Here is a 26,102-nt window from a genome sequence, read left to right on the forward strand (position 1 = left end):
GCATCCAGTTGGACACCAGCCCGCCCGGGACCCGCTTCACGGTCGTCATCAGCTCCCCGTCGGTGTCGGGGCGGGGCGGGTTCTCAGGCATGGCGTCAGCTCCGGAATCTCGAACCGAGAATTGCACTCTCCCAGATTGAGAAGATAGATTCCATACATGGCACGAGACCACGGCTTCCATCCGGTCCGGATCACGCGGGTCGTCGAGGAGACGGCCGACGCGCGCACCTTCGTGCTCGACGCGCCGTGGCCGTACCGGGCAGGGCAGTTCGTCACGTTCCGGGCGTGCGGCGTCCTGCGCAGCTACTCGATGTCCAGCTCCCCCGACACCGACGGGGAGCTGATGACGACCGTGAAGCGGGTCCCGGGCGGGCTGGTGTCCAACTGGATGCTCGACAACCTGGCGGCGGGCGACGTCGTCGAGGTGACGCGCCCGGCCGGGGTCTTCTGCCTGCGGGAGACGTCCGCGCCGCTGGTCGCGTTCTGCGGGGGCAGCGGCGTCACACCGGTCCTCTCCCTGGTCAAGAGCGCGCTCGCGACGACCCGGCGGCGGGTCCGGGTGCTCCTCGCCAACCGCGACGCCGACGCGGTCATCTTCCGGTCCGCGCTCGCCGACCTGGCCGACCGGCACCCGGACCGGCTCGAGGTCCACCACCACCTGGACGTCCTGAACGGCTTCGCCACCGAGACGCAGCTCCGCAACTTCGTGAACACCGACACGCACGCCGACTTCTACGTGTGCGGCCCCGCGCCGTTCATGGACCTGGCGGAGCGCGCGCTCCGCGCCCACGGCGCGGGCGCCGACCAGATCTTCGTCGAGCGCTTCGGCTCGGCGGACGCGTCCCCGGCCGAGCAGGAGCCCGCGGCGGAGACCGCGGCGGAGCCCGCGGCGGAGACCTCGCGCGAGGAGCCCGCCGCCGGGGACGGGACGCCCGAGGACGAACCGCGCGAGGACGGGACGGTCACGATCGTCCTCAACGGCAAGAAGCACACCGTCCCGCAGCACCCGGGCGAGACGCTGCTGCAGAGCGCCCGCCGGGCGGGGCTCGCCCCGCCGTTCTCCTGCGAGGCCGGGAACTGCGCCACCTGCATCGCCCAGATTACCGCGGGCGAGGCGAAGATGCGGGTCAACAACGCCCTGGACGACGACGAGGTGGCCGAGGGCCTGATCCTCACCTGCCAGGGCGAGCCCGTGTCCGCCGACGTCACCGTCGTCTACGAGGACTGAGCCCGGACCCGGGCGGTTGGAGCACCCTGAATGGTCGATCTCGAACTGGACGAGGGGCTGGCGGTCATCACCATCGACCGCCCGGAGGCGCGCAACGCCATCGCCCCCGCCACCATGGACGAACTGGACGAGGCCATCGACGCGGCCGCGGGCGCGCGCGCCCTCGTCGTCCGCGGCGCCGGCGACCGCGTGTTCGTCTCGGGCGGCGACCTGAAGCAGCTCGCCGCGATCCGCACCGAGGCCGACGCGACCGCGATGGCGCTGCGGATGCGCGGCGTCTGCGACCGGCTCGCCGCGTTCCCCGCCCCCGTGATCGCCGCGCTGAACGGCCACGCGCTGGGCGGCGGCGCGGAATTCGCGGTCGCCGCCGACATCAGAATCGCGGCCGACGACATCACGATCGGTTTCACCCAGTCCACGCTGGCGATCATGCCTGCCTGGGGCGGTGCCGAACGGCTCGCCGCCCTGGTCGGCCGCGGCCGGGCCCTGCTGCTCGCCGGGACCGGGGAGACGCTCGGCGCGGTCGAGGCGGAACGCGCCGGCCTCGTGGACCGGGTCGTCCCGCGCGCGACGTTCGACCGCGACTGGCGCGCGCTGGCCCGGTCGCTCGCGCACGCCCCGGCCCGCGAGATCAAGCGGGTCTCCGCGGGCGTGGGCGCGGACGAGGCCGCGCGCGCGTTCGCGCGGCTGTGGGTGGCCGACGAGCACTGGCAGGCGGTGGAGAGGATGACGCGACGTGGCAGGTGACCGGCTGATCAACGGCCGTGCGGCGGACGGGCGCGCGGCCCACGACGGCGTACCCGACGACGGCGTACTGGACGACGGTGCGCTCGACGACGGCGCGCTCGGTGACGGCGTGCCCGACGACGGGGTGCCCGACGACGGCGGGGCGGGCGCCCCGCGGATCGAGGAGGGCCCCGCGGGGCCCGTCCTGCGTCCGCCGGGCCGCGCCGACAAGACCGTCCTCTACCTGCGCGGGGACCGGCCGCACCCGGCGGCGTCGGCGTCGGCGCTGGAGCCGTACGGACGCCTCGCGCTGCGGGCGAACGCCGCGGTGGTGCTCCCCCGCCACCGCGCCGAGTTCCCCGCCGCGCTCGACGACGTCCACCGCGCGTACGAGCGGGCGCGGGAGTCGGGCCCGGTGATGCTGGCCGGCGACCGGCTCGGCGGCGGGCTGGCCGCGGCGCTGCTGGTCCGGCTGCGCGACACGGGGGCCGCGCAGCCGGCCTGCGCGGTGCTCGTCTCGGCGCTGCTCGACCTCACGCTGGAGGCGCCGAGCCTGCTGCTCAACGCCGCCGCCGACCCGACGTTCGACCTGGACGCCCTGCGGGAGCGGGTGGCGCGGCACGCCGGGGACACCCCCCGCACCGACCCGCTGCTCAGCCCGCTGCACGCGAACCTGCACGGCTTCCCGCCGCTGCGGCTGCTCACCGCCGGGACCGACCCCCTGCTGGACGACTCGCTGTCGTTCGCCGCCCGCGCGGCCCGGTCCGGGGTGACGGTGGACCTGCGGGTGCTCCAGGACGCCGCGGACCTGCGGACCGCGTTCGTCCCGGCCGTGGCCGACTTCATGGACGTGTGGAGCCCGCGGACGGATCCGGCCGACCGGTCAGAAGGTGCGCGGGAGCGTGGTTGGCCCACCCGGAACCGGGCCAGTTGAACCAGCCCGCCGACGCGGACGTCCCGCCGTCGGGGTGCAGCGTGGCGCCGGTGACGTAGGCCGACAGGCCCGACGCCAGGAACACCACGCACCCCGACACGTCCGTGACCCGGCCCGCCCGGCCCATCGGGATGGCGGCGCGCAGGCCGGCCTCGGTCGACAGCGCCCCGTCCCCGTGGGTGAAGCGGGCCATGTTCGGCGTCGGCGTGAAGTCGGGGGCGACGTTGTTGACGCGGATGCCGTCGGGGGCGAGCTCGACGGCGAGCGTCCGCGCGAACTGCTCCACGGCCGCCTTGGCCGCCGCGTAGACGGCGAAGCCGGGCGCCGCGCGGTGCGCCTCGATCGTCGTCATGTTCACGATGCTGCCGCCGCGCCCGCCCGCCCGCATCCGCGGGATCGCGAGCGAGCAGGCGTCCAGCACGTGCAGCAGGTTGGCGCGCAGCAGCGCGTCCCAGCCCTTCGCGTTCGTGTCGGTGAACGGGGCGCGGAACGTCCCGCCCGCGACGTTGACGAGGGTGTCGAGCCGCCCCCACCGCTCGTCGGCGGCGGCGAACAGCCTCTCCAGCGCCGCGTGGTCGCGGGCGTCGCCGTGGTGGACGACCGCGTCGCGGCCCCGGTCCGCGAGCGCGGCGCGCAGCCGGTCCGCCGCTTCCGCGTCGCTGTCGAGCACGGCCGGGCGGACGCCGTTGGCCGCGAGGTCGTCGACGATCGCCTCCCCGAGCCCGCCCGCCCCGCCGGTGACCACGGCGACGGTGCCGTCCAGTCCCGCGCGGTCCTCGAACCACCCCGGGGCCGTCACCGGCCCGCCGCCAGGTACGTCGCGCCGAACGCCTCGAGCCAGTCGAGGGTGGCCCGCGCGGTGCCCGTCCGGCTCGACACCAGCAGCCAGGTGACGCCCGCCTTCTCGATCTCGGCGAACGCCTCCCGGTGCCGGTCCGCGTCGGCGTCCGGCGCCGCGAGGCCCGCGCCCTGGTAGGAGTGGAGGACGTCGATGGGTTCGTCGCGTCCGGCTTCGGCCGCGGCCGCGCGCAGTTCGGCGGCGGCGCCGGCCAGTTCGCCGAGCGTGCCGAGCGCGGGAGTGCGGGCGGTCGCGCCGAGTCGCGCGCCGCCGGACATCGGCATCCAGCCCTGGGCGCGCAGCGCGGCCCGGCGGCGGCTCAGCTGGGAGTTGCCGCCGATCCAGATCGGGATCGGGTCCTGGACGGGGCGCGGCCGCGCGACCACGTCGCGCGCGCTGAAGTGCCGGCCCTCGTAGGAGAACGGCTCGCCGCTCCAGTGCATCGGGAGCACGTCGAGGGCCTCGTCGAACAGGGCGTTGCGCTCGTCCATGCCGACGCCGAGCGCGTGGAACTCGCTCTTCTGGTAGCCGGCGCCGAGCCCGAGGATCAGCCGCCCGTCCGACAGCTTGTCGAGCGTCGCGGCGGCCTTGGCGAGCAGGAACGGGTTGCGGTAGGGCGCGACCGCCAGGTGGGTGAGCAGCCGCAGCCGGACGGTCGCCGCGGCGACGTGCCCGAGCGCGACGAACGGGTCGAGCGTCTGGTGCCCGCCCGCGTGCAGCCAGCGGGCGCCCGGCACCGGATGCTCGCTGAGGGAGAACCCGTCGAACCCGGCCTTCTCCGCCGCCGCCGCCACCTTGTGGAGCGGCCCGGCGTCCAGGACGTCGCCGTCGGGTCCGTTCGCCTCCGGGTAGTGAAAGACGAAGCGCATTCTCTGTCTCCTCACACGGCCGCCGGCGCGGTCCCGCGCGTCCCGTCCCGGCGGGGAACGGTGCGCGCGACCGGCCGGCGGCCGACGGCGGCGGTCAGGACTTCGCGGCGGCGGCCGCGGCCGCGCGGGCCCGGCTGCGGTAGCCCTCCAGCTTCTCGGCCGGGTCGATGACCCGCTTGCTGCGCGACCGGATCGACACGTCGTGGTCGGCGGCCGCGGCGCGCAGCGCCCCGACCGTCGCCCGCTCCTTCGGGACGTGCGCGAACGGGTCGAACGAGTACCAGCGCATGGCGTTCTCGTACGTCATCTTGTTGATGTCGCCGTCGGGCACCTGGCAGTCGGTCAGGACCTTGTGGAGCTCCTCGGGCGCGTCCGGCCACATCGAGTCGCTGTGGGGGTAGTCGGCCTCCCAGCAGATGTTGTCGATGCCGATGTCGTGCCGCAGCCGCACGCCGAGCGGGTCGCTGATGAAGCAGGTCAGGAAGTGCTCGCGGAACACCTCGCTGGGGAGCTTGCCGCCGAAGTCCTGGAGGGTCCAGGTGGCGTGCATCTCGAACGTCCGGTCGACCCGCTCCATGAAGTAGGGGATCCAGCCGGTGCCGCCCTCCGACAGCGCGATGCGGATGCCGGGGAACTCCTTGATCACGCGGGACCAGAGGAGGTCGGCGGCGGCCTGCACGATGTTCATCGGCTGCAGCGTGATCATCACGTCCGGCGGCGAGTCCACCGCGGGGATCGACAGCCGCCCGGACGAGCCGATGTGCACGTTCAGGACCGTGCCGGTGTCGACGAGCGCCCGCCACAGCGGGTCCCAGTGGTCGCTGTGGAAGCTCGGGTACCCCATCGCCGCCGGGTTCTCGCTGAACGTCAGCGAGCGGCAGCCCTTCCCGGCGACCCGCCGCACCTCGGCCGCGCACGCCTCCGGGTCCCAGATGACCGGCAGCGCCATCGGGATGAAGCGGCCCGGGTGGGCGGCGCACCACTCGTCGATGTGCCAGTCGTTGTACGCGCGCACCAGCGACAGCGAGAAGTCGGCGTCCTCGGTGGCGAACAGCCGCGCCGCGAACCCCGGGAACGACGGGAAGTTCATCGACGCGAGGATGCCGCCCGCGTTCATGTCCTTGACGCGCTCGTCCACGTCGTAGCAGCCGGGCCGGATCTCGTCGAGGCCCTGCGGTTCGAGGCCGTACTCCTCCTTGGGACGGCCCGCCACCGCGTTCAGCGCCGCGTTCGGGATCACCGTGTCGCGGAACTTCCACACGTCCGTGCCGTCCTCCCGGTGGACGAGCTGCGGCGCGTCCTTCCTGTACTTCTCCGGCAGGTGGTTCACGAACATGTCGGGCGGTTCGATGATGTGGTCGTCCACGCTGATCAGGATCAGATCGTCTTTCTTCACGGGGAGCGCTCCGTTCAGTCGTTGTCTTCTCGGGTCCGGTCGGCCGGCTCCGCCCCGTCCGGCCGCGCCTCCGCCGGTCCCGCCTCGACCGACAGGGTGAGGCGGGCGAACCAGAAGCGGAGGACGTTGGCGAGCGTGTACCGCAGGTAGAGGGCGCTGCCGACGATGCAGCCGCAGACGCCCGCGATCCCCGCGGCCTGCGCGTCCCGCTGGGCGAGCGCGTCGGTGGTGCCCCGGGACAGGAAGTAGGACGCGACGCCCGCCGCCAGCCCCGCCGCCATGAGGGCGACGCCGACCCGCAGCCAGAGCAGGGCCCGTCCCGCCGAGGGGTCGGGGATCCTCATCTCGGCGAGCTGGCGGACGAACCTGTCCGCGCGGGTCTCCCCCGCCTCCGTCCGCCCGGCCGGCCCGGTCGCCTCCGCCGCGGGGGCCGCGGCCGTCGTGGATGTCTCGGTCATGTCGCACTTCCCAGGTAGAGGGCCGAGAGGTCGGCCAGGAGTTCGTCGCCGGGGGCGTCCACGCGCTCGATGCGGCCGTTCACCATCACCGCGGCCAGGTCGCAGATCCGCATCACGGTGCTGGCGAACTGCTCGACGACCAGGACGGCGACGCCGGTCCGCGCGATCTCGACGACCAGTTCGTACAGTTCGGCGACCACCAGCGGCGCGAGGCCCATGGACAGCTCGTCGATCAGCAGGACGGCCGGGTCGGTGGCCAGTCCGCGCGCCAGCGCGAGCATCTGCTGCTCGCCGCCGGACATCGTTCCCGCGGTCTGCCGCCGCCGCTCGGCCAGCTTCGGGAACCGGGTGTAGGCGGTCTCCTCCACCGCGGCGCGGTCCGCGCCGGTGAAGGTCATCATCCGCAGGTTCTCCCGCACGGTGAGGTTCGGGAAGATCCCCCGCCCCTCCGGGATGAGGCAGACGCCGCGCCGCGCCAGCTCCACCGGGTCGGCGCCCGCGACGGCCCGGCCGCCGACGCGGACGTCGCCGCGGTCGGCCGGGTGGAGTCCCGCCGCGACGTTCAGGGTCGTGGTCTTGCCGGCGCCGTTCGGGCCGAGCAGCGCCACGATCCGCCCCGCGCCCACGGCCAGGTCCACGCCGTGCAGCACCGAGATGCGGCCGTAGGACGCGTGGACGCCCGACAGTTCGAGCAGGTTCGCGTGCGCGCGCGGATCGGCGGTCGGGTCGGGGTCCGGGTTCGGCGCGGGTGCGGTCATGACGGGGCTCCCAGGTACGCGTCGAGCACGGCCGCGTCGGCGCGGATCCGGTCGGGCGGGCCGCTGGCGATGAGCCTGCCGAGGTCGAGGACGTGCACGGTGTCGCACGCCTCCATCACCAGCCGCATGTCGTGCTCGACGAGGACGACCGCGAGGCCGTCCGCCGCGAGTTCGCGCAGCAGTTCGCCGAACCGCCCGGTCTCGTGCTCGTCCTGCCCGGAGGCGGGCTCGTCGAGCAGCAGGGCCTTGGGCCGGACGGCGAGCGCCCGGCCCAGTTCGACGAGGCGGGCCCGGCCGGTCGGGACCGAGTCGGCGCGGACGTCGGCGATGTCCGCCAGTCCGAGCCGGTCGAGGATCCCGTCGGCGGGCAGGCCGTCGCGGTGGAAATCGGCGGCGACCCGCAGGTTGTCCCGCACGGTCAGGTGGCCGAAGATCTCCAGCCGCTGGAAGGTGCGGCCGAGGCCGCGGCGGGCCCGCGCCGCCGGGCCGAGCCGCGTGACGTTCCGCCCGTCCAGCAGGACCCGTCCCGACCTCGGCCTGACCAGCCCGGAGACCACGTTGAACAGCGTGGTCTTCCCGGCGCCGTTGGGTCCGATCAGGCCGGTGACCCGGCCGGCCTCCGCGGTGATGTCGACCTCCGCCAGGGCGACGTTGCCGCCGAACCGGACGGTCACCGCGCTAGCTTCGAGCAAGGCCATCGAGCACCTCCTCCCGGTCCGCGGGCAGCCAGGGCCGCCGCACGCCGCGCCATTCCAGCGGGACGTCCGCCGCGCTCTCCGGCGCCCGCGGCCTGGCCAGTCCGCGCAGCGCGAGCGCCGCGGCGACCGTCCCGAACGTGAGCACCCAGCCGTTGACGACGTCCAGGAGGCGCAGCCCCCACAGCGCGCCGACGGCCGCGGCGAGCGGGACCCAGAACCGGCGCAGCGGGTCCCACGACTCCCGGAAGTGCGGGACGACGCCCTCGGGGTGGCGGCCCATGCCGATCCCCGCGAGCCCGACCAGCAGCGACGACACGTGGTGCGCGCCGGGCCACAGGGCGGTGATCGCGTGCATGATCCCGGCGAGGTTCACGCCGGTGAAGACCCCGGACCCGACCGCCGCCATCCCGCCGATGACCACCAGCAGGAAGATCGGCAGGCCGGTGACGAGGGTGAAGTGGTCCGGGGTGATGGACCGCGCCTGCATGCCGAACAGCGCGCCGCCGAGCCCCGCGATCCCCGCCGACAGCGCGAACACCGCGACCTTGGTGACCAGCAGCCGGCCGCCCAGGGTGGCACAGGCGGCCTCGCTGTCGCGCATCGCGATGAGCCGCCGCCCGAAGAAGCCGCGGCGCAGGACCACGACCAGCAGGCACAGCACCGCGAGCACCGCCGCCGCGAACATCATCTGGACGCGCTGCCCGGCGAAGACCGGCGTCACCTCGGCGCTGCCGCCGCTGAACAGCCAGTCCACCGGCATCGTGAAGATCCAGCCGTCCAGGATCAGCGCGAACGCCGCGGTCGCGAGCGCCAGGTAGATGCCCGACAGCCGCAGCGCGGGGATCGCGATCACCGCGCCGACGACCGCCGTGACCGCCACCACGGCGAGCAGCGCGAGGGGGTTGCCGCTCGCGCCGACGCCCGCCCAGACGACCGCGCCGATTCCGGCCAGGCTGAGCTGGGCGAGCGAGATCTGCCCGGAGAAGCCGGTCAGCACGACGATGGACAGGCCGATGATCGACATCGGGAAGATCTGCCCGTAGGTGATGACGTCGGGGTCGCTGAGCGTCGTGGCGAGGATCGCCGCGAACACCATCAGGCACGCGCCGAACACCAGCGTCCCCCGGATCGTCGGGGCGGGCAGCGACCGGGTGATGCGGACGCTGCCCCGCACCCGCGGGTTCGGGAACAGCAGCAGGACGACGAACAGCAGCAGCGCGGGCGCCGCGATCCGCAGCCCCGGGAGGTACTCGTTCTGCGGGAGGTACCCGGTGAGGTAGCTCTCGGTGCAGCCGACCACCAGGGCGCCGGCGAACGCCATCGGCAGGCTGCGCAGCCGGCCGAAGATCGCCGCGGCGTACGCGCTGACGATGAGCAGGGACAGGTTGGCGGCGTCGAGGGGGATGCTGGGCGCGATGAGGATGCCGCCGAGGGCGGCGAGCATCGTGCCGAGCACCCACGCCGCCCGCGCGGCGACGACGGGGTCGCCGCCGTTGAGCCGGGCGAGCGACGGGTCGTCGACCGTCGCGCGCATCCCGACGCCGAGGCGCGAGCCGTACAGGAAGGCGTACAGCCCGAGCGCCACGGCGGCGGCGACCAGCAGCGTGACGAGCTGGTGCCACGTCATCGTCGCCGGTCCGAGCCGGATCGCCTCCCGGTCCGCGAAGAACGGCGAGAGCGGACGGGCGACGTTCGGGTCCCAGATCCACTGCGCCATCGCGATCAGCCCGGTGAGCAGGGCGATCGTCACGACCAGCCGCTCGACCTCGCCCACGCCCTGGACCGGGCGCATGATCAGCCGCTCGATGAGCAGGCCGAACAGCGGGGCGAGGACGAGCAGCACCAGCGCGAGCGCGATCGGGACGGGCAGGCCCCACCCCCCGGTCAGCTGCCAGTAGGCGAACGCGGCCATCATCCCCGCCGCGCCGTGGGCGAAGTTGAAGATCCCGGTGGTCGTGTAGGTCAGGACCAGGCCGCTGCTGATGACGGCGTAGATGCCGCCGGTGCTGAGACCGACGATCCCGAAGGTGAGGAACTTGTCCATGGTCGCCGCCGGCCCCTACTGCAGATCCGCCATGCTCTTGCCGACGTCCTCGAGCTTCAGCGGAGCCGGGTAGTCGCCCGTGTACCGGTGCTCGACCTCCTCGCACCGGTAGGCGCCGTCGTCGGGCCGGAAGTCGGCGGGCTCCCAGCCGTCGGGCGTCGCCTGCACGGCGTTCCAGCACCGGGGCGGCGAGGCGGGGTCGGACAGGTCCAGCGGCGCCCGCAGGCCGCCCGCCGTCCACGCGGTCTCCTTCTCGGCGTTCTCCAGGACGCACTTGCGGGTCAGCTCGTCGCACGCGCCGGCCGACTTGGCGAACAGCAGCCAGGCGGAGAAGGACCGCAGGACCGGCAGGTTGACCTCCGCGTCGGGCGCGTACCGCTCGAACATGTCGAGGACCTGCCGCGTCGCCGGGTTGTCGTCCGCCTTCTCCAGCGGGTGCATGCCGCTGAGGTCGGCGTAGGAGGGCTGGCTCTCCAGGGCCGCGCCCGCCAGCTTCACGAACTGGGGGCCGTAGGCGTTGTTGGTGGTGTCGATCCAGTCGAGCTCATGGCCGATGTTGGTGAGCGACTGGAGCAGCTTGGCCAGCTGGTTCCAGTCGCCGAGGAACATCAGGGCCTTGACGTCCTTGTCCTTCATGGCCTGGGCGTACGGCGTCCAGTCGGACACCCCGCGCGCCGGGTACAGCCCGGTGTAGGCGACCTTGCCGCCGAGTCCCTCGATCGTCTCCGAGTGCTGGGCGACCATGATCTTGGTGACCGGCGAGTCGCCGGCGATGACGCCCACGGCGTCCTTCGACGACGGGTACTTCTCCTTGAGCAGCCAGTTGTAGAAGCCGGCGTAGTCGTTGTAGCCGAGCGACGCGCCGTTCGCCATCGCCTGGAGGTCGGCGCCGCGCGCCTGCACCTGGCTCGACTGGGCGGGGAACTCCGGCAGCAGGCACGTCAGGCGGGTCTCGACGCCCTGGCCGTCCAGCGCCGCGGAGCCGCCGACGACCGCGAAGTCGTCCGCGCACGCCTCGGTCATCCGCTGCCGGACCTCCATCAGCTTGGCGTCGCGGACGACGGGGACGAGCTTGCGCCCGTTGACGCCGCCGGCCGCGTTGCACCACTCGGTGAACACCTTGGCGGCGTCCACCATGTCGGGCTTCTTGGTGAAGCCGACGTCGGTGAAGACGCCGACCTTGATCTCGCCGTCGGTGACGCCCCGGGCGTCGGACGGCTTCGCCTCGCCGGGCCCGCACACGTCCTTGAGCGTGCCGAAGTCGGTCTTCGGGACGGCGGCGGACGTGCCGCCGCCGTCCCGTGTCCCGCCCTCGTCGTCCGCCGCGGTGGTGCCGCCGCGGGCGGCGCACCCCGTCAGCGCGACGAGCAGCAGGCCGATGATCAAGGGTCTCAACGTTCCTCCTCGGAGCCGAACCCCCGGATGCGATGGTCAGGTGACCGCGCCCGCCGCCTTCAGGGCGAGGATGCGGTCCCAGTCGAGACCGAGTTCCATGAGGATCTCCTCGGTCTGCGCGGCGAATTCGGGAGCGGGGCCGAGCCGCGGAGCGGTGACGTCGAACTGCACCGGGTTGGCGACGAGTTCGAGCTCACCGGCCCGCACGAGGTACTCGTTGTCGCGGATCTGCGCGTCGTCGCCCACCTGCAGGGAGTCCTGCACGGGGGCCCAGGGCCCCGCGAGGGTGGCGAAACGCTCGGTCCATTCGCCCAGCGTGCGGGAGGCGAGAACCTCCCGCAGCGCCTCGACGGCCGCCGGCGTGTTCGCGGCGATCAGCTCCGCGGTGGCGAAGCGGGGATCGTCGGCCAGGTCGGGGCGGTCGATGTGCCGGCACACGTCGGCCCAGAAGCGGGCCGGCTGCAGCATGACGAAGGCCAGGTGGCGGCCGTCGGCGGTGCGGTACAGGCCGGACAGCGGGTTCGTGGGCGAGCCGTGGGCGCCGGTCGGGGGCGCCTCCAGCGGCTTGCCGAGGTGCTGGGACAGCGCGACGCCGTGGCCCATGGCCCACAGGCCGCTGCCCAGCAGGGAGACGTCCACGACGGGCGCCTCGCCCGTCCGCTCGCGGCGGAACAGCGCCGCGGCGATGCCCCCGGCGAGGTTGGTGCCGGAGACGGTGTCCCCGTAGGCGGGCGCGGGCGGGGGGATCATGCCCTCCACGCCGGGCGGGGTGATGCTGGCGGCGGTGGCGGCCCGCGCCCAGAAGGCGGTCATGTCGTAGCCGCCCTTCTCGGCCTCCCGGCCGCGCGGCCCGAGGGCGCTGCCCCGGGCGTAGACGACGCGCGGGTTGACGGCGCGGACGTCGTCCACGTCGATGCCGAGCTTGCGGCGCGCCGCGGGCAGGAAGCTGGTCAGGAAGACGTCCGCGCGGCGGATCAGCTCGTGCAGGACCTCCCTGCCCTCGGGATCGGCCATGTCGAGGCCGAGGCTGCGCTTGCCGCGGTTGGCGTGCTCGATGTTGGGGTTCGGGTCGCCTTCGACCTTCATCGCGCCGGTCTGCCGGAGCCCGCGCTGCGGGTCGCCGTTGACCGCGTGCTCGATCTTGACGACCTCCGCGCCCCAGTCGGCGAGCACCGCGCCCGCCGACGGGACGAACCCGTACATCGCGACCTCGACGACGCGGACGCCGTCCAGCGGCGCGCTCACGACGCCGCCACGGCGAACGTCTTGCGCTCCATGAACTCCTCGAGCCCGGCGACGCCCATCTCGCGGCCGATCCCGGACTGCTTGTAGCCGCCGAACGGCGCGTCGGGCGCGAAGTAGTTGCCGCCGTTGATGCTGAACGTCCCGCTGCGGACGCGGCGCGCGACCGCGATCGCGCGGTCCTCGTCGGCGCTCTGGACCCCGCCGGACAGCCCGTAGATGGAGTCGTTGGCGATGCGGACGGCGTCGTCGTCGCCGTCGTAGGGGATCACGACGAGGACGGGCCCGAAGATCTCCTCCTGCGCGATCTCGCTGGCCGGGTCGACGCCGGCGAGCAGCGTCGGCGTGTAGAAGAAGCCCGGGTCGACCCGCTCGCCGCCGGTGACGAGCTTCGCGCCCGCCTCGACGGCGCGCTTGACCATGCCGTCGACCTTGTCGCGCTGGGCCTCGCTGATGAGCGGGCCCATGTAGGTCTTGGGGTCGCCGGGGTCGCCGTACGCGACCCGCCCGAGGTTGGCCGCGACCTTCTCGACGATCTCGTCGTGCCGGTCGCGCGGCACCAGGAGGCGGCTGGTGAGGGCGCAGCCCTGCCCGGCGTGCGAGCAGATCATGAAGGCCGAGAACATGGCCGCGGTGTCGAAGTCGGCGTCGTCGAGCAGGATCATCGCGGACTTGCCGCCGAGTTCGAGGAAGACGCGCTTCACGGTGCGGCTCGCGGCCTCCATGACCCGGCGGCCGGTGGCGGTCGAGCCGGTGAAGGTGACGACGTCCACGTCCGGGCTGGCGGTGAGCACCTCGCCGACCGCGGCGTCGGAGGAGCTGAGGACGTTGACGACCCCGGGCGGGATGTCGGTGTGCTCGGCGATCAGCTCGCCGAGCGCCAGCGTGACGAGCGGCGTGTCCGGCGCGGCCTTGAGCACCACCGTGCAGCCGGCGGCGAGGGACGGCGCCAGCTTCGCGAACCCGATCTGGTTCGGGTAGTTGTACGGGATGATCGCGGCGACGACGCCGGCGGCCTCCTTCTCCACCCAGCGCCGGTGCCGCTGCCCGCGGGACTCGAGGTCGGGGAGCTCCTCGGTCAGCGGGTACTCGCGCAGCAGGTCGGCGTAGTAGCGGAACATCTCGATCGGCACGTCGAGCTGGTTGGCGTGGGTGAGCATGCGCGGCGCACCGACCTCGGTGATCGTCAGTTCCCGCAGCTCCTCCCGGTGCTCGAGCAGCGCCATGTGGAGCTGGTCGAGGCACCGGATGCGCAACTCCCGGTCGGTCGCCCAGTCCGTGGCGTCGAACGCGCGCCGCGCGGCCGCGACGGCCCGCTCGGCGTCGGCGGCCGTGGCGTCCGGGGCCCGGTCGAACTCCTCGCCGGTCGCGGGATTGACCGAGGGGTAGGTCCGTTCGGTCTCGACGAGCCTTCCGTCGATGAGCAGGTTCTTCACCCTCGCCCCGCCTCCTGAAGTCGCATCCTGCCTCCTTGATGGCTGGAAACTACATTCTCGCCGCACGCAAATCAACCATCCAGTTTCGAGAACGGAGTGCCAGTACCGACTCCGCCCGACACTCCCGGCACCGCGGCCCCACGATCCGCCACCGGGACCCCGACCAGGGGGCTTTCCCGGTCTCACCGTTGGAGAGTAATGTTCTCGTATTCGGAAGGGAGATTTTCATGATCGAGACCCGGGCGCTCAGCCCGCACCTCGGCGTGCAGGTCACGGGCGTCGGCGACCTGCTCGACGACGCGCTGGTCGGCCGCTGCGACGAGGCGCTCAGGTGGCGCGGCGTGCTGCTCGTCCGCGGCCTGCACCTGGACGACGAAGCCCAGCTCGCGTTCTGCCGCAAGCTGGGACGGGTCGTGTCGCTGCGCGGCCGGGAGATCTTCACGGTGTCGCTCGACCCGTCCAGGAACCCCACCGCCGAGTACCTCAAGGGCACCTTCCACTGGCACCTGGACGGGACGACCGACCCGACCCCGGTCAGGACGACGACGCTGACCGCCCGGCACGCGGCCATGACCGGCGGCGGCACGCAGTTCGCCAGCACCTACGCGGCCTACGAGAACCTCCCCGAGAAGCAGCGCGAACGCTACGACGGCCTGCGGGTGGTGCACAGCTTCGAGGCGGCGCAGCGGCGGGCGAACCCCGAGCCCACCGAGAAGGAGCTGGCGTCCTGGCGCAACGTCCCCGCGCAGGAGACGCCGCTGGTCTGGAAGCGGCGGGACGGCCGCCGCTCGCTCGTGATCGGCGCGACGGCCGACCGCATCGTCGGCATGGACCCGGACGAGAGCACGGAGATCCTGGAGGAACTGCTCGACTGGTCCACCCAGGAGCGGTTCCGCTACACGCACGAGTGGGAGGTCGGCGACTTCGTCATGTGGGACAACACCGGCATGCTGCACCGCGCCCTGCCCTACGACCCGTCCTCGGAGCGGACGCTGCACCGCACCACGATCGTCGGCGACGAGGCGTTCGCGTGAGCGCCCCGGAGCAGGGCGCGGGCCGGGGCGCCGGGAGGACCGCCGTGGTCACCGGCGGCGGGTCCGGCATCGGCAAGGCCGTCTGCGAGCGGCTGGCCGCCGACGGCTACAACGTCGCCGCGCTGGACCTGAACCCGGCCACCGCCGCCTTCGGGCAGGCCGCCGACGTGACCGACCGGGCGCAGGTCGACAAGGCGCTCGCCGCCGTCCGGGAGCACTTCGGCCCGGTGACCGTGCTCGTCAACGCCGCCGGGCTGGACGGCTTCAAGCGGTTCGCCGACCTGTCGTTCGAGTCCTGGCGGCGCGTCATCGACGTGAACCTCAACGGGGTCTTCCACTGCGTGCAGGCCGTCCTGCCCGACATGACGGAGGCCGGCTGGGGGCGGATCGTCAACATCTCCTCGTCCAGCGCCCACTCCGGCCAGCAGTACATGGCGCACTACGTGTCGGCGAAGTCGGCCGTCAACGGCCTCACCAAGGCGCTCGCGCTGGAGCTGGGCCCGGCCGGGATCACCGTCAACGCGGTGCCGCCCGGCTTCATCGACACCCCGATGCTGCGCAAGGCCGAGGGCCGCGGCCTGCTCGGCGGGACCGTCGAGGAGCACATCGCGCGCACGCCCGTCCGCCGCGTCGGGCGTCCGGAGGACATCGCCGCGACCTGCGCGTTCCTCGTCTCCGAGGAGGCCGGGTACATCACCGGGCAGATCGTGGGCGTGAACGGGGGGCGGAACACGTGACGCGCCTGCCGCCGCTCCCCCGCGACATGTGGGACGCCGAGACCGTCGCGGCGTTCTCCCCGCGCGAGGGCCGGCTCCCGCCGCCCAACAACGCGCTCGACCTGCTGGCCCGGCATCCCGCGCTCGCGCGGGCGTTCATGCGGTACAACGCGTACACGCTGAACCGCTCGTCGCTGCCGGACACCGTCCGCGAGCTGGCCGTCCTGCGGATCGCGTGGCGCCGCCGCTGCCGCTACGAGTGGGCGCAGCACGTGGTGATCGCCCGGGAGGCCGGCGTCACCGAGGCGGAGATCGAGGAGGTGCGCTCCGGCGCGCCCACGCTGCTGAACCGGGTCGTGGACGAGCTGGACGAGCGGGCCGACCTCACCGACGAGACCTACCGGAAGATCGCGGCCGAGCTGGGCGACGACCGGCGGCTCATGGACCTGGTCTTCACGGTGGGCACCTACGGGCTCCTCGCCATGGTCTTCAACAGCTTCCGGCTGCCGCTGGACGAGGGCATGTCCGACGAGGGCTTCGACGCGGCCTTCGGCGCGGAGACCTGACCCGGAACCGGTGAACGCGGTGGCGGCCGCCCCTCGCCGGGACGGCCGCCACCGCGTTCGCGCTCGGGGGCGTCACTGCGACTTGAGCTTGTCCTTCATGCCGTCGAGCTTCATCAGGACGGGGTAGCCGTCGACGCTGAGGGCGTTGCCGTGCCCGGTCTGGTGGGTGTCGAACACCGACTGGATCGCGGCGTAGAAGCCCTGCACGTCCAGGGTCTGGTTGACGGCCCGCTTCGCCTGCCGCAGCGCGAACGGGTGCATCTGCGCGATCTGCCCGGCCAGCTCCATCGCGGACGCCTCCAGCTCGCCGAGCGGCACGACCCTGTTGACCATGCCGACCTTCTCGGCCTCCGCGGCGGTGACCGCGCGGCCGGTGAACAGGATCTCCTTGGCCTTGCGCGGCCCGAGCTCCCAGGTGTGGCCGTGGTACTCCACGCCGCCGATGCCCATGTGGACGACCGGGTCGGAGAACTCGGCGTTCTCGGCCGCGACGATCAGGTCGCACGGCCAGCACAGCATCAGCCCGCCCGCGATGCACTTGCCCTGCACCGCCGCGATCGACGGCTTCGGGACGTTGCGCCAGCGCAGCGTGTACTCCAGGTACCGGCGCGACTCGACCGAGTAGATCCACTCCAGGGTGAGCTTCTCCGGGGCCCACTCGCGGTCCTTCAGGTCGTGCCCGGCGGAGAAGTGCCGCCCGTTCGCCTTCAGCACGATGACCCGGACGCCGTCGTCGGCCGCGGCCCGCGCCCACGCCGCGTCCAGGTCGTCCAGCAGCGCCCCGGTCTGCGCGTTGGCGGCCTCGGGCCGGTTCAGCGTGATGACCGCGACCTTGTCGGCGACCTCGTAGAGGATCTGGTCCATTGGCTCTCCTTACCTGGGCAGGCCGAGGACGCGCTCGGCGATGATGTTGCGCTGGATCTCGGACGTGCCGCCGGCGATCGTCCCGGCGAAGCTGCGGACGTACCGCTCGAACCAGCTGCAGGAGAACGCCTCGTTGCTCATGTGGTTGGGCGGCGACGTCCGCTCGGGATGCACGAGCCCCCCGGCGCCCCGCTCCTCCAGGGCGTGCAGGGACGCCTCCTGCACGGCCTCGGAGCCGAGCAGTTTCAGCACCGACAGCTCGGCGGGGTCGACCCGGTCGCCCAGGGCCCGGTACCCGAGCAGCCGGAGCGCCTGGAGGTCCATCTGGAGCGTGGCGTACCACTCCTGGTCGCTGGGCGCGTCCCGGACCAGGTCCTCCAGCCGCTCGGCGAAGCTGAGCCACAGCAGCGTCCGCTCGTGGCCCAGGGAGCCGTGCGCGACGCCCCAGCCCTTGTTCAGCGCGCCGATCAGGTTTTCCTTCGGCACCCGCACGTCGGTGAAGAAGACCTCGTTGAAGTCCAGGTCGGCGGGGTCGGCGATGGACCCGAACGGCCGGCGCACCACGCCCGGCGCCCCGGTCGGGACGAGCAGGACGCTGATGCCCTTGTGCTTGGGGGCGTCCGGGTCGGTCCGGACGAACGTCAGCAGCACGTCGGCGTCGTGCGCGCCCGACGTCCACACCTTCTGCCCGTTGACGACGAACTCGTCGCCGTCGAGGACGGCGCGGGTCCGCAGGCCGGCCAGGTCCGACCCCGCGCCCGGCTCGCTCATGCCGAGCGCCGCGGTGATCTCGGCGCGCAGGATGGGCACGGCCCAGCGGCGCTTCTGCTCCTCGGTCCCGAACGTCAGGACGGACGCGGCGATGATGCCGACGCCCTGCGGGTTGAAGCTGTGGTAGATCCGCCGCCGCGACAGCTCCTCCAGGTGCGCGAGCTGCTGCGGGAGCGTCGCGTTCCGGCCGCCGAACTCGGGCGGGTTGCCCGGCAGGAGCCAGCCCGCGTCGAACAGCGTCCGCTGCCACCGCCGCGCCCACTCGGGGACGTCCGCGCTCGACTTCGACCGCGGCACGGCCTCGGCCGCCGTCGGCAGGTGCGCGTCGAGGAACGCGGAGAACTCGGCGCGGAACGCCTCGACCTCCGGATCGGAGCCCAACCTCATCGGAGCAACGCCCTCCTGTGCTCGGCCGCCGTTCCCAGCAGCAGGTCGCAGGCTTTCGCCCGCTTGAGATGGATCTGCAGCTCGTTCTCCCAGGTGAAGCCCATGGCCCCGTACAGCTGGAGGCCGTTGCGGAAGACGACCTGCTGGCATTCGCCGGCGGCGGCCTTGGCCATCGCCGCCGCACGGCCGCGGCGGGGGTCGTCCTCGGCGATCGTCAGGGCGGAGAAGTAGGCGAGCGCCCGGGCGCGCTCGATGGCGACGTGCATGTCGGCCGCCTTGTGCTTGACGGCCTGGAACGAGCCGATGGGCACGCCGAACTGGTGCCGGTCGCGGACGTGCGCGACGACCATGTCGAGGATGCGGCGGCAGCTCCCCACCGCGGTGATCGCCAGCCCCATCAGCGCGAGGTCGGGGACTCCGGCGACGAGGCGCGGCCCGTCCGGCCGGGACGGCACGTGCGCCACGTGCAGGGTGGGGTCGAACGTGTCGACGCGCTCGGCGGCCGCGTCCGCGCCGTCCACGACGACGACGCCGTCCGCCGTCACCAGCGCGATCTCGTCCGCGCGGTCGGCGTCCAGGACGAACCGGCCGGTCCCGTCGCACACCGCCGTCCCCGTTCCCCGCGGCGGCCGCCCGGCGAGCGGGAGGAACCAGGTGGCGGTGGCGAGGAAGGGCGTCGGGTCGGCGGCGTACCCGAGTTCCTCCAGCACGATCGCCAGCTCCACCGGCGGGGCGTCCAGCCAGCCCAGCTCGCGGTGGGCCGCCCACAGCTCGTCTTCGGGACGCGACCGCGACTTGGCGACCGTTTCGCGGACCGTCTGCCGGAGCAGCCGCTGGTCCTCATCCAACTCGAACTCCATGCGCGCGAGAATAGCATTCTCGTTCTTTGTAAGTAAGAGTCTCATATTTCGCTTCACGCGAGTATCATCAACGAGATGTCCGAGGTCGTGGAAGAACCCGCCTGGCGCCGACGCGCGGTCGAGCGCTCCACCCGAGCCGCCAAGCTGCGCGCCGAGCAGCGCGTGCAGCGCTTCCTCGACGCCGCGCAGGAGCTGATGGCGGAGAAGGGGACGACCGACTTCACGGTGCAGGAGGTCGTGGACCGCTCCCGGCAGTCGCTGCGCAGCTTCTACCAGCACTTCGACGGCAAGCACGAGCTGCTGCTGGCGCTGTTCGAGGACGCCCTCGCCGCCGGGGCGGCCGAGGTCCGGGAGGCCGCGGAGCGCCGGTGCGAGCCCCTGCCGCGGCTGCGGGCCGCGGTCGAGACCCTCTACGGGCAGTGCCGTCCGACGCCCGGGGAGAGCCGCCCGCTGTTCAGCGACTTCGCCCTGCGGCTCCTCGTCTCGCACCCGCCCCAGGTGGCGGCCGCGCACCGCCCGATGCTGGACGTCTTCACCGAGCTCGTCGAGGAGGCCGCCGCGGCGGGCGCCGTCCGTCCGGGCCGGCCGCGCCGCCAGGCGGCCCTGGTCATGCAGACGGTCATCTTCACCGCGCACAGCAGCGGCGGCGGCGACGGCTCCGCCGTCCCGATGACCGCACCGGAGATCTGGCATTTCTGCCTGCGCGGCATCACGGCCCCCGCCGCGGACTAGCCGGGCCCGCCGCGACGGCGGCGGGCCCGGCACGGTCCGCGGGGGGTGCGGTCAGGCGGCCTGCTCCTCCGGCTGCGCCGCGGGCTCGCGCTCCGGACGCCAGAACGCGGCGAGCAGTCCCGCGGTCGCGGCGACCCCCACGCCGAGCGCGATGCCGCCGCCTGCCCAGCCGGTGACCTCGATGTCCGCGGCGGCGTCCACCGAGACCGTCCCGGGGCCGAGCGCCGCGAGCGCGACGCAGACGACGGCCAGGACCAGGACGTACTCGTAGCCGTCCTTGAACACGAAGAACCCGTTCGACCGGTGCGCGAGCAGCCCGGCGACGAGCATCACCGACACGATCGCCGCGCAGGCCAGCGGCGTCAGCAGGCCCAGGATCAGCAGCGCGCCCGCACCGATCTCGGTGAGCACGCTCAGCCACGCCTGGAGCGTCCCGCGGCGCAGCCCGAGGCCGCTGAACCAGCCCGCGGTGCCCGCGATGCGGCCGCCGCCGCGCCAGTGGTTGTACCCGTGGACGATCATCGTGGCGCCCACGACCAGCCGCACGGCCAGCAGGGCCGCGGCCTCGGCTTCCGGCATCTCATTCTCCCGTCGGGTCGGTGTCGGCTCCGGTCCCGGTTCCGGGGCCGTCGTCGGCGTCGGCGCGGAGTCGGGTGCGCGCCGACGCGCACTCCTCGGCGAACGCCAGCGCCTTCCAGTGGTAGGCGGCGGCGGCGTACCCGAGGCTCAGATTGTGGCCCCCGCCGGCCTGCTCGTCGACGGCGACGCGGGGCGATCCGCCGAACAGCCCCGCGACCTCGTCCAGCGCCGCCCGTCCGGGACGCCAGACGGTCTCGTGCTCGGCGAGGGTGTAGCGCACGGGGACCCGCACCCGGGCGGCCAGCCCGGGCAGGCGGGACGGCCAGGGCGGCACCACGTCCCCCTCGTAGGCGGGCGACCTGGCCTGCAGGTCCGGGTGGCCGATGACGTCGGGCGGGTACAGCTCGTCCGGTCCCCAGATGAGCCCGCGGATGCTCCGCGCCGCCGGGAGCCGCTTCCCGTCGCCGGGGGCGAGGATCCCGGCGGCCCGGTCGTGGTGCCGGACGCCGGTGCCGGAGAGCTCCAGCCCCAGCAGCGCGTCGCCCCGCCCGCAGGCGGCCATCCGCACGGCCAGCTCGCAACCGACCGAGTGCGCCAGCACGAACAGGCCCGCGCCGCGCGGGCGCGGCCCCAGCAGGGCGTCCACGGCCCGGTACGCGAGGTCGACCCGCCGCTCGGCGGGCGCCACCCGCTCCGCGTGCGGGGCGGACGCGCCGTAGCCGGGCCGGTCGAGCGCGATGACGGTGAAGCCGAGCGCGGCGCCCGTCCGCAGCAGCGACAGCCGGGGATGCCCGGGCGCGTCGAAGTAGGCGGTGCTCACCGCCCCGCCGTGCAGCGCGAGGACGGTCGCGCGCGGGTGCGGCACCGCCGCGATCCGCGCCGACATCGGCACGCCGCCGACGTCGGCGACGCGCGCCTCCACCGTGCCGCCGGTACGGGCGCCGCCGTCGCGGGCGCCGCCGTCGCGGGTGTCCGTGCGGGCGTCCGTGCGGGCCCGTTCGCCGAGCGTCATGCGTCCGTCCTGAGGAGCATCGCGCCGCCGGGGGTGAGGCCGCCGCTGCTCACCACGGCGACCCGGGCGCCCGGCACCTGGCGCTCGCCGCCGTCGCCGCGGAGCTGGACGACCGCCTCGTGAACCAGCCCCATCCCGTGCGTCCGGCCGTGCGAGAGCTGCCCGCCGTGCGTGTTCAGCGGGAGGACGCCGTCCCGGGCGATGTTCTTGCCGCCGTCGAGGAAGTCCTTCGCCTCGCCGATGCCGCAGAACCCCAGCGCCTCGATCCAGGAGAGGCAGTTGATCGTGAACCCGTCGTAGAGCTGCGCGACGTCCACGTCGGACGGCCGCAGCGTCGTGCGCGTCCACAGGTGGGCGGCGGGGCCGAGCACCTGCGGCTCGTGCGTGAGGGTGCTCTGGTCCCAGTCGATCCGCTCGGTGATCTGCGTGCCGACCGCCTCGACCAGGACGGGCGGCCGGGCGAGGTCCCGCGCGGCGTCCGCGGCCGACACGATCACGGCGACGGCGCCGTCGCAGGGCACGTCGCAGTCGTAGAGGCCGAACGGCGTCGTGATCGGCCGCGCCTCCAGGTAGTCGTCCATCGTCATCGGGGACCGGTAGATCGCCGTCGGGGTGAGGGCGGCGTTCGCGCGCTGGTTCAGCGCGATCCAGCCGAGGGTCTCGCGGGTCGTGCCGTACCGGTGGAAGTGCCGCTGGGCGTTCTGCGCGAGGGTGTGCGCCGCCGACGTCGACCCGAACGGCGTCCGCCAGCTCGCGGCCCCCTCGACGCGGCCGCCGCCCGCGCCCGCGCCGCCGCGCCGCGCCAGCTCCCCGTGCGTGGTCTCCCACAGCGTCCGGAAGCACAGGACGTGCCGGGCGAGCCCGCCCGCGACCGCCAGCATCGCCGCGATCAGCGACCCGCCGGGACCGAACGTCTCGGCGCCGCCGTTGTACCAGGTCGGCCGCAGGCCCAGCGCGGCCTCCAAGGCGGTCACGCCGCCCTCGCCGAACCCGCCGAACGGGCCCGCTCCGGGGTAGGTGGCCAGGCCGTCGATGTCGTCCAGGGTCAGGCCCGCGTCGGCGACGGCGCGCTCGCACGCCTGCACGGTGAGGGACAGCGGGTCCGCCATGAGCCGGCGGCCGAGTTCGGACGCGCCGATGCCGGTGAGGGCGGCCCTGTCCTCGAACTTGTCGGTGGTGAGCATCGGGCGGACGAGCGTCGCCATCCGCTCGGGCGGGACCTCGTCGGCGGGGAGGCCGGCCGGCGGCCCCTGCTCGGCGGCGGGCCGGAAGAGCGGCAGCCACACGTCCTCGACGTGCTCGAACACGACCTCCATCCGCATGCCGAGGACCAGGTCGCCGGGGTCGCACCCGACGGCGTTGGTGGTGAGCCGCACGCGGGGGTCGTCCTCGAGCGCCACCTGCGCCACGACGTACGGCGCCGGGAGGCCCGGCAGGCCGAACCGGTGGTTGACGGTGAACCCGATGAGGGTGGCGCGGCCGGAGACCTCCCGCACGCCGAGCGCCGTCCCGCGGCAGTACCGGCACACCGGTTGCGGCGGGTGGATCAGCGCCGAGCACGCCTCGCACTCCTGCACGCGCAGGCGCCCGTCCGCGCCGGACGTCCAGAAGAACTCGTTCTCCGGGGTGAGCCGGGGCAGCGGGCGCCCCGCCCCGGCGGCCGCCTCTCCCCCGGTCGCGCTGCCGGTCGCGCTGCCGCCCACCGTGCCTCCTCACTCCATGGCGTCCGACGTCATGGGCTTCAGATGGATTGAATTATGGTTCATTTTCTTGGATCATCGTTGATCCTACTGATGGGAGGCTCATCTGTGAACAGCGAGGTGCGTGCGCCGTGAGGCGGCCGCGGAGCGTCGTCGTGGCGGGCGCGGGGGCGGCGGGCGTCGCCGCCGCCGAGACGCTGCGCCGCGAGGGCTACGAGGGTCCGCTCGTCCTGCTCGGCGACGAGCCGGCGCCGCCCTACGACCGCCCCCCGCTGTCGAAGCAGGTGCTGACCGGCGCCTGGGAGCCCGAGCGCACCGACCTGCGCGACGCGGACCACTTCGCCGGCCTGGACGTCCGGCTGGTGCGCGGCCGCGCGACGGGCCTCGACGTCGGGCGCGCGCTCGTCCGGGTCGAGGGCGCGCCGGACCTGCCGTACGACGGGCTGGTGATCGCCACCGGCCTGCGCCCGCGCCGCCTTCCGGAGTGCCGTGACCTGGCGGGCGTGCACGTCCTGCGGGACCGTTCGGACGCGCTGGCACTGCGGGCGGCGCTGCGGGACGCCCTGCGGGACGGGCGGCGGGCCGTCGTGGTCGGCGCCGGCTTCCTCGGCCTGGAGGTGGCGGCCGCGGCGCGCGGCATGGGCCTGGAGGTGACCGTCGCCGACCCGCTCCCGGTGCCGATGACGCGCCAGGTCGGGCCGCGGGTCGGCGCCGCCGTCGCCGCCCTGCACCGCGACCGCGGCGTGGACCTGCGGATGGGCGCGGGCATCGAGGAGGCGGTGGCCGAGGACGGCCGGGTCGCGGCCGTGCGGCTGTCGGACGGGACGACCGTGCGGGCGGGCGTCGTGGTCGTCGCCGTCGGGGCGGAGCCCGCGGTGGGGTGGCTGCGCGGGTCCGGGCTGCCGCTCGGGGACGGCGTCGAGTGCGACGAGCACTGCCGCGCGGCGCCCGGGATCTACGCGGCGGGCGACGTCGCCTCGTGGCTCAACCCGAGGTACGGGCGCCGCATGCGCGTCGAGCACCGGACCAACGCCACCGACCAGGGCGCCGCGGCGGCGCACAACCTGCTGCACGGCGACGTGAAGCCGTTCGCCCCGCTCCCCTACTTCTGGAGCGACCAGTACGACGTGAAGATCCAGGCGCACGGCGTCTTCCCGGAGGGGAGCGACGTGACGATCGAGGAGGGGGCGGTGGAGGACGGGAGGTTCGTCGCGCTGTACCGGTCCGGCGGCGCGCTCACCGGCGTCCTCGGCTGGAACCTCCCCGCCCGCGTCATGCCCTACCGGAAGCGGCTGCTGGAGCGGTGACCGCGCCGGCGGGGCACGGCGGCGGGGAGGTCCGGGGCGTCAGCCCTTCGCGGCGGCCCCGGTCCCGGCGGGCGCGGCGCTCTCGGCGGCCCGCCCGCCGACGGCACCGGGCTCCGCGCGGCGGCCCGGGATCGTCAGCGCGATCAGCGCGGAGACCAGCGCCGCGCCGCTGCCGATCAGCAGGCCGACGCGGAAGCCGTTCTCCGACGGCAGCGCGTGCCCGCCCAGGGAGACGGTCATCTCGGCCAGGACGACGCCGACGACCGCCGCCGCGACCGAGGTGCCGATGGACCGCATCAGCGTGTTGAAGCTGTTGGCCGAGGCGGTCTCCGAGTGCGGCACCGCGCCCATGATCAGCGCGGGCATGGCCCCGTAGGCGAACCCGACGCCGATGCTGATGATGCACGTGAACGCCACCACGCCCCAGGGCGAGCCCGTCATCAGCACCGAGCTGCCGTAGCCGGCGGCGATCACCAGCGCACCGGCGCAGAGGGTGACCTTGGGGCCGCGCGCGGCCGACAGCCGGGCGCCCAGCGGGGAGACCAGCATCATCATCAGGCCCGCGGGCGCCATCCACAGGCCGGCGGCCAGCATCGACTGGCCGAGCCCGTACCCGGTCGCCTCCGGGATCTGCAGCAGCTGCGGCCCGATCAGCGCCTGCGCGTACATCGCGAAGCCGATCATGACCGAGGCCAGGTTCGTCAGGAGCACCGGGCGGCGCGCGGTGACCCGCAGGTCGACGAGCGGGTCGCGGGTCCGCAGCTCCCAGGCGCCCCACAGCAGGAAGAGGACGACCGCGGCCGCGAGGAGCCCGACGGTGGTGCCGCTCGTCCAGCCCCAGTCGCCGCCCTTGGAGACGCCGAGCAGGAAGCACACCAGCCCGGCGCCGAGGCCCACCGCGCCGACGGCGTCGATGCGCCCGCCGCCCCGCGCGGGGACGTCCGGGACGAGGAACCAGATCGTCACGGCCACCAGGAGGCTCAGCGCGGCCGAGCCCCAGAAGAGCGCGCGCCAGCTCGTGTTCTCGATCACCGCGGCGGAGAGCGGCAGCCCGAAGGCGCCGCCGATGCCCATCGACGAGCTCATCAGCGCGATCGCCGACCCCAGCCGCTCGGGCGGCAGCAGGTCGCGCAGCGCGCTGATGCCGAGCGGGATCATGCCCATGCCGACGCCCTGCAGCCCCCGCCCGACGATCATCGGGACCACGGAGCCGGACACCGCGCAGACGACCGACCCGGCGATGAGCGGGATCATCAGGATCAGCAGCATCCGCCGCTTGCCGTACAGGTCGCCGAGCTTCCCCGTCACCGGCATGGCGACCGCGCTGGCGAGCAGCGTCGCGGTGACCACCCAGGCCGCGTTGGACGCGGTCGTGCCGAGCAGCCGCGGCAGCTCGCCGATGAGCGGTACGACGAGCGTCTGCATCAGCGACGCGACGATGCCGGCCACGGCCAGCACTCCGACTATTCCCCCGGAGCGCCCCCGGGCCGTGGAGTCCTCCACGTTGCACACCCCATTTCCACACGATTCAGCGTGTGCAACCTACATACGA

The 26,102-nt window shown here is 73.8% G+C and carries 25 protein-coding genes; 8 read left to right on the top strand and 17 right to left on the bottom strand.

Annotated features, from left to right (window positions below; all coding sequences use genetic code 11):
* The first annotated feature begins 157 nt into the window (after nt 1-157).
* From DMH08_RS18520 to DMH08_RS18530, 3 genes are read left to right on the top strand one after another with little or no spacing between them, the layout of a single operon-like run.
* Nucleotides 158-1,228 (top strand): ferredoxin--NADP reductase, encoded by a 1,071-nt coding sequence (locus DMH08_RS18520; protein WP_026401972.1) that lies wholly within the window; start codon nt 158-160, stop codon nt 1,226-1,228.
* A gap of 30 nt (nt 1,229-1,258) precedes the next feature.
* Entirely contained in the window at nt 1,259-1,975 is a 717-nt protein-coding gene (locus DMH08_RS18525; RefSeq protein ID WP_125616303.1) for an enoyl-CoA hydratase/isomerase family protein, read from the top strand.
* Nucleotides 1,965-2,888 (top strand): alpha/beta hydrolase fold domain-containing protein, encoded by a 924-nt coding sequence (locus DMH08_RS18530; RefSeq protein ID WP_233617673.1) that lies wholly within the window; start codon nt 1,965-1,967, stop codon nt 2,886-2,888. Before DMH08_RS18525 ends, DMH08_RS18530 begins: the two co-directional genes overlap by 11 nt.
* Here DMH08_RS18530 and DMH08_RS18535 read toward each other — a convergent pair.
* From DMH08_RS18535 to DMH08_RS18580, 10 genes are all read right to left on the bottom strand, one after another.
* The gene (locus DMH08_RS18535; RefSeq protein WP_026401969.1) at nt 2,797-3,687 is read right to left on the bottom strand and encodes an SDR family NAD(P)-dependent oxidoreductase; all 891 of its coding nucleotides are present in this window, start codon (nt 3,685-3,687) and stop codon (nt 2,797-2,799) included. The two genes, DMH08_RS18530 and DMH08_RS18535, sit on opposite strands and share 92 nt — an antisense overlap.
* On the bottom strand, nt 3,684-4,595 hold the full coding sequence (locus DMH08_RS18540) for an LLM class F420-dependent oxidoreductase (RefSeq protein WP_125616306.1): 912 nt from the start codon (nt 4,593-4,595) through the stop codon (nt 3,684-3,686). Before DMH08_RS18540 ends, DMH08_RS18535 begins: the two co-directional genes overlap by 4 nt.
* Nucleotides 4,596-4,689: 94 nt before the next feature.
* Nucleotides 4,690-5,991 carry an amidohydrolase family protein gene (locus tag DMH08_RS18545; RefSeq protein ID WP_125616309.1) on the bottom strand — a complete coding sequence of 434 codons (1,302 nt, stop codon included), beginning with the start codon at nt 5,989-5,991 and terminating at the stop codon, nt 4,690-4,692.
* Nucleotides 5,992-6,005: 14 nt separating this feature from the next.
* Nucleotides 6,006-6,449 carry a hypothetical protein gene (locus tag DMH08_RS41055; protein ID WP_199747874.1) on the bottom strand — a complete coding sequence of 148 codons (444 nt, stop codon included), beginning with the start codon at nt 6,447-6,449 and terminating at the stop codon, nt 6,006-6,008.
* Nucleotides 6,446-7,207, bottom strand: a complete 762-nt coding sequence (locus DMH08_RS18555; protein WP_125616312.1) for an ABC transporter ATP-binding protein — start codon at nt 7,205-7,207, stop codon at nt 6,446-6,448. The genes DMH08_RS41055 and DMH08_RS18555 overlap by 4 nt, the downstream gene beginning before the upstream one ends.
* A complete protein-coding gene (locus DMH08_RS18560) occupies nt 7,204-7,905 on the bottom strand; it encodes an ABC transporter ATP-binding protein (protein ID WP_125616315.1) in 702 nt (233 codons plus the stop codon). Before DMH08_RS18560 ends, DMH08_RS18555 begins: the two co-directional genes overlap by 4 nt.
* On the bottom strand, nt 7,886-9,949 hold the full coding sequence (locus DMH08_RS18565; protein WP_125616317.1) for an ABC transporter permease subunit: 2,064 nt from the start codon (nt 9,947-9,949) through the stop codon (nt 7,886-7,888). Before DMH08_RS18565 ends, DMH08_RS18560 begins: the two co-directional genes overlap by 20 nt.
* A 15-nt stretch (nt 9,950-9,964) precedes the next feature.
* Nucleotides 9,965-11,344, bottom strand: coding sequence for an ABC transporter substrate-binding protein (locus tag DMH08_RS18570; RefSeq protein WP_199747875.1), 1,380 nt, complete (start codon nt 11,342-11,344; stop codon nt 9,965-9,967).
* Between the two features lie 36 nt (nt 11,345-11,380).
* Nucleotides 11,381-12,589 carry a CaiB/BaiF CoA transferase family protein gene (locus DMH08_RS18575; RefSeq protein WP_125616320.1) on the bottom strand — a complete coding sequence of 403 codons (1,209 nt, stop codon included), beginning with the start codon at nt 12,587-12,589 and terminating at the stop codon, nt 11,381-11,383.
* Nucleotides 12,586-14,022: an aldehyde dehydrogenase family protein gene (locus DMH08_RS18580; protein ID WP_125616324.1), complete on the bottom strand. Its 1,437-nt coding sequence runs from the start codon at nt 14,020-14,022 to the stop codon at nt 12,586-12,588. The genes DMH08_RS18575 and DMH08_RS18580 overlap by 4 nt, the downstream gene beginning before the upstream one ends.
* 227 nt (nt 14,023-14,249) lie before the next feature.
* Here DMH08_RS18580 and DMH08_RS18585 point away from each other — a divergent pair, with 227 nt between their 5' ends.
* From DMH08_RS18585 to DMH08_RS18595, 3 genes are read left to right on the top strand one after another with little or no spacing between them, the layout of a single operon-like run.
* The gene (locus DMH08_RS18585; RefSeq protein ID WP_125616327.1) at nt 14,250-15,056 is read left to right on the top strand and encodes a TauD/TfdA dioxygenase family protein; all 807 of its coding nucleotides are present in this window, start codon (nt 14,250-14,252) and stop codon (nt 15,054-15,056) included.
* A complete protein-coding gene (locus DMH08_RS18590) occupies nt 15,053-15,793 on the top strand; it encodes an SDR family NAD(P)-dependent oxidoreductase (RefSeq protein ID WP_051300526.1) in 741 nt (246 codons plus the stop codon). The genes DMH08_RS18585 and DMH08_RS18590 overlap by 4 nt, the downstream gene beginning before the upstream one ends.
* The gene (locus tag DMH08_RS18595; protein ID WP_199747877.1) at nt 15,790-16,338 is read left to right on the top strand and encodes a carboxymuconolactone decarboxylase family protein; all 549 of its coding nucleotides are present in this window, start codon (nt 15,790-15,792) and stop codon (nt 16,336-16,338) included. The genes DMH08_RS18590 and DMH08_RS18595 overlap by 4 nt, the downstream gene beginning before the upstream one ends.
* 72 nt (nt 16,339-16,410) lie before the next feature.
* Here the strand turns inward: DMH08_RS18595 and DMH08_RS18600 are convergent, their stop codons facing one another.
* Genes DMH08_RS18600 through DMH08_RS18610 form a run of 3 tightly spaced genes read right to left on the bottom strand, consistent with a single transcriptional unit; the run spans nt 16,411 to nt 19,220 of the window.
* The gene (locus DMH08_RS18600) at nt 16,411-17,202 is read right to left on the bottom strand and encodes an enoyl-CoA hydratase (protein ID WP_125616330.1); all 792 of its coding nucleotides are present in this window, start codon (nt 17,200-17,202) and stop codon (nt 16,411-16,413) included.
* A 9-nt stretch (nt 17,203-17,211) separates the two neighbouring features.
* Nucleotides 17,212-18,360, bottom strand: coding sequence for an acyl-CoA dehydrogenase family protein (locus tag DMH08_RS18605; RefSeq protein ID WP_125616333.1), 1,149 nt, complete (start codon nt 18,358-18,360; stop codon nt 17,212-17,214).
* Nucleotides 18,357-19,220: an acyl-CoA dehydrogenase family protein gene (locus tag DMH08_RS18610; protein ID WP_125616336.1), complete on the bottom strand. Its 864-nt coding sequence runs from the start codon at nt 19,218-19,220 to the stop codon at nt 18,357-18,359. The genes DMH08_RS18605 and DMH08_RS18610 overlap by 4 nt, the downstream gene beginning before the upstream one ends.
* Nucleotides 19,221-19,295: 75 nt before the next feature.
* On the opposite strand from DMH08_RS18610, the gene DMH08_RS18615 reads away from it, so the two are divergent.
* Entirely contained in the window at nt 19,296-19,952 is a 657-nt protein-coding gene (locus DMH08_RS18615; RefSeq protein ID WP_125616339.1) for a TetR/AcrR family transcriptional regulator, read from the top strand.
* A gap of 51 nt (nt 19,953-20,003) precedes the next feature.
* Here DMH08_RS18615 and DMH08_RS18620 read toward each other — a convergent pair whose 3' ends face one another.
* The 3 genes from DMH08_RS18620 to DMH08_RS18630 are packed head-to-tail and all read right to left on the bottom strand — an operon-like array spanning nt 20,004 to nt 23,246.
* Nucleotides 20,004-20,531 carry a DoxX family protein gene (locus tag DMH08_RS18620; protein ID WP_026401953.1) on the bottom strand — a complete coding sequence of 176 codons (528 nt, stop codon included), beginning with the start codon at nt 20,529-20,531 and terminating at the stop codon, nt 20,004-20,006.
* Nucleotide 20,532: 1 nt separating this feature from the next.
* Entirely contained in the window at nt 20,533-21,543 is a 1,011-nt protein-coding gene (locus DMH08_RS18625; RefSeq protein WP_125616342.1) for an alpha/beta hydrolase, read from the bottom strand.
* The gene (locus DMH08_RS18630) at nt 21,540-23,246 is read right to left on the bottom strand and encodes a thiolase C-terminal domain-containing protein (protein WP_199747878.1); all 1,707 of its coding nucleotides are present in this window, start codon (nt 23,244-23,246) and stop codon (nt 21,540-21,542) included. The genes DMH08_RS18625 and DMH08_RS18630 overlap by 4 nt, the downstream gene beginning before the upstream one ends.
* Before the next feature lie 128 nt (nt 23,247-23,374).
* Between DMH08_RS18630 and DMH08_RS18635 the strand changes: the two genes are divergently transcribed.
* The gene (locus tag DMH08_RS18635) at nt 23,375-24,550 is read left to right on the top strand and encodes an NAD(P)/FAD-dependent oxidoreductase (RefSeq protein ID WP_125616345.1); all 1,176 of its coding nucleotides are present in this window, start codon (nt 23,375-23,377) and stop codon (nt 24,548-24,550) included.
* Between the two features lie 39 nt (nt 24,551-24,589).
* On the opposite strand, the gene DMH08_RS18640 is transcribed toward DMH08_RS18635, so the two are convergent.
* Complete coding sequence (locus tag DMH08_RS18640; RefSeq protein WP_125616348.1) at nt 24,590-26,053, bottom strand: MFS transporter; 1,464 nt, start codon at nt 26,051-26,053, stop codon at nt 24,590-24,592.
* Between the last annotated feature and the right edge of the window lie 49 nt (nt 26,054-26,102).

It is taken from the genome of Actinomadura sp. WAC 06369 (assembly GCF_003947565.1).
GTDB classification, from domain to species: domain Bacteria; phylum Actinomycetota; class Actinomycetes; order Streptosporangiales; family Streptosporangiaceae; genus Spirillospora; species Spirillospora rifamycini.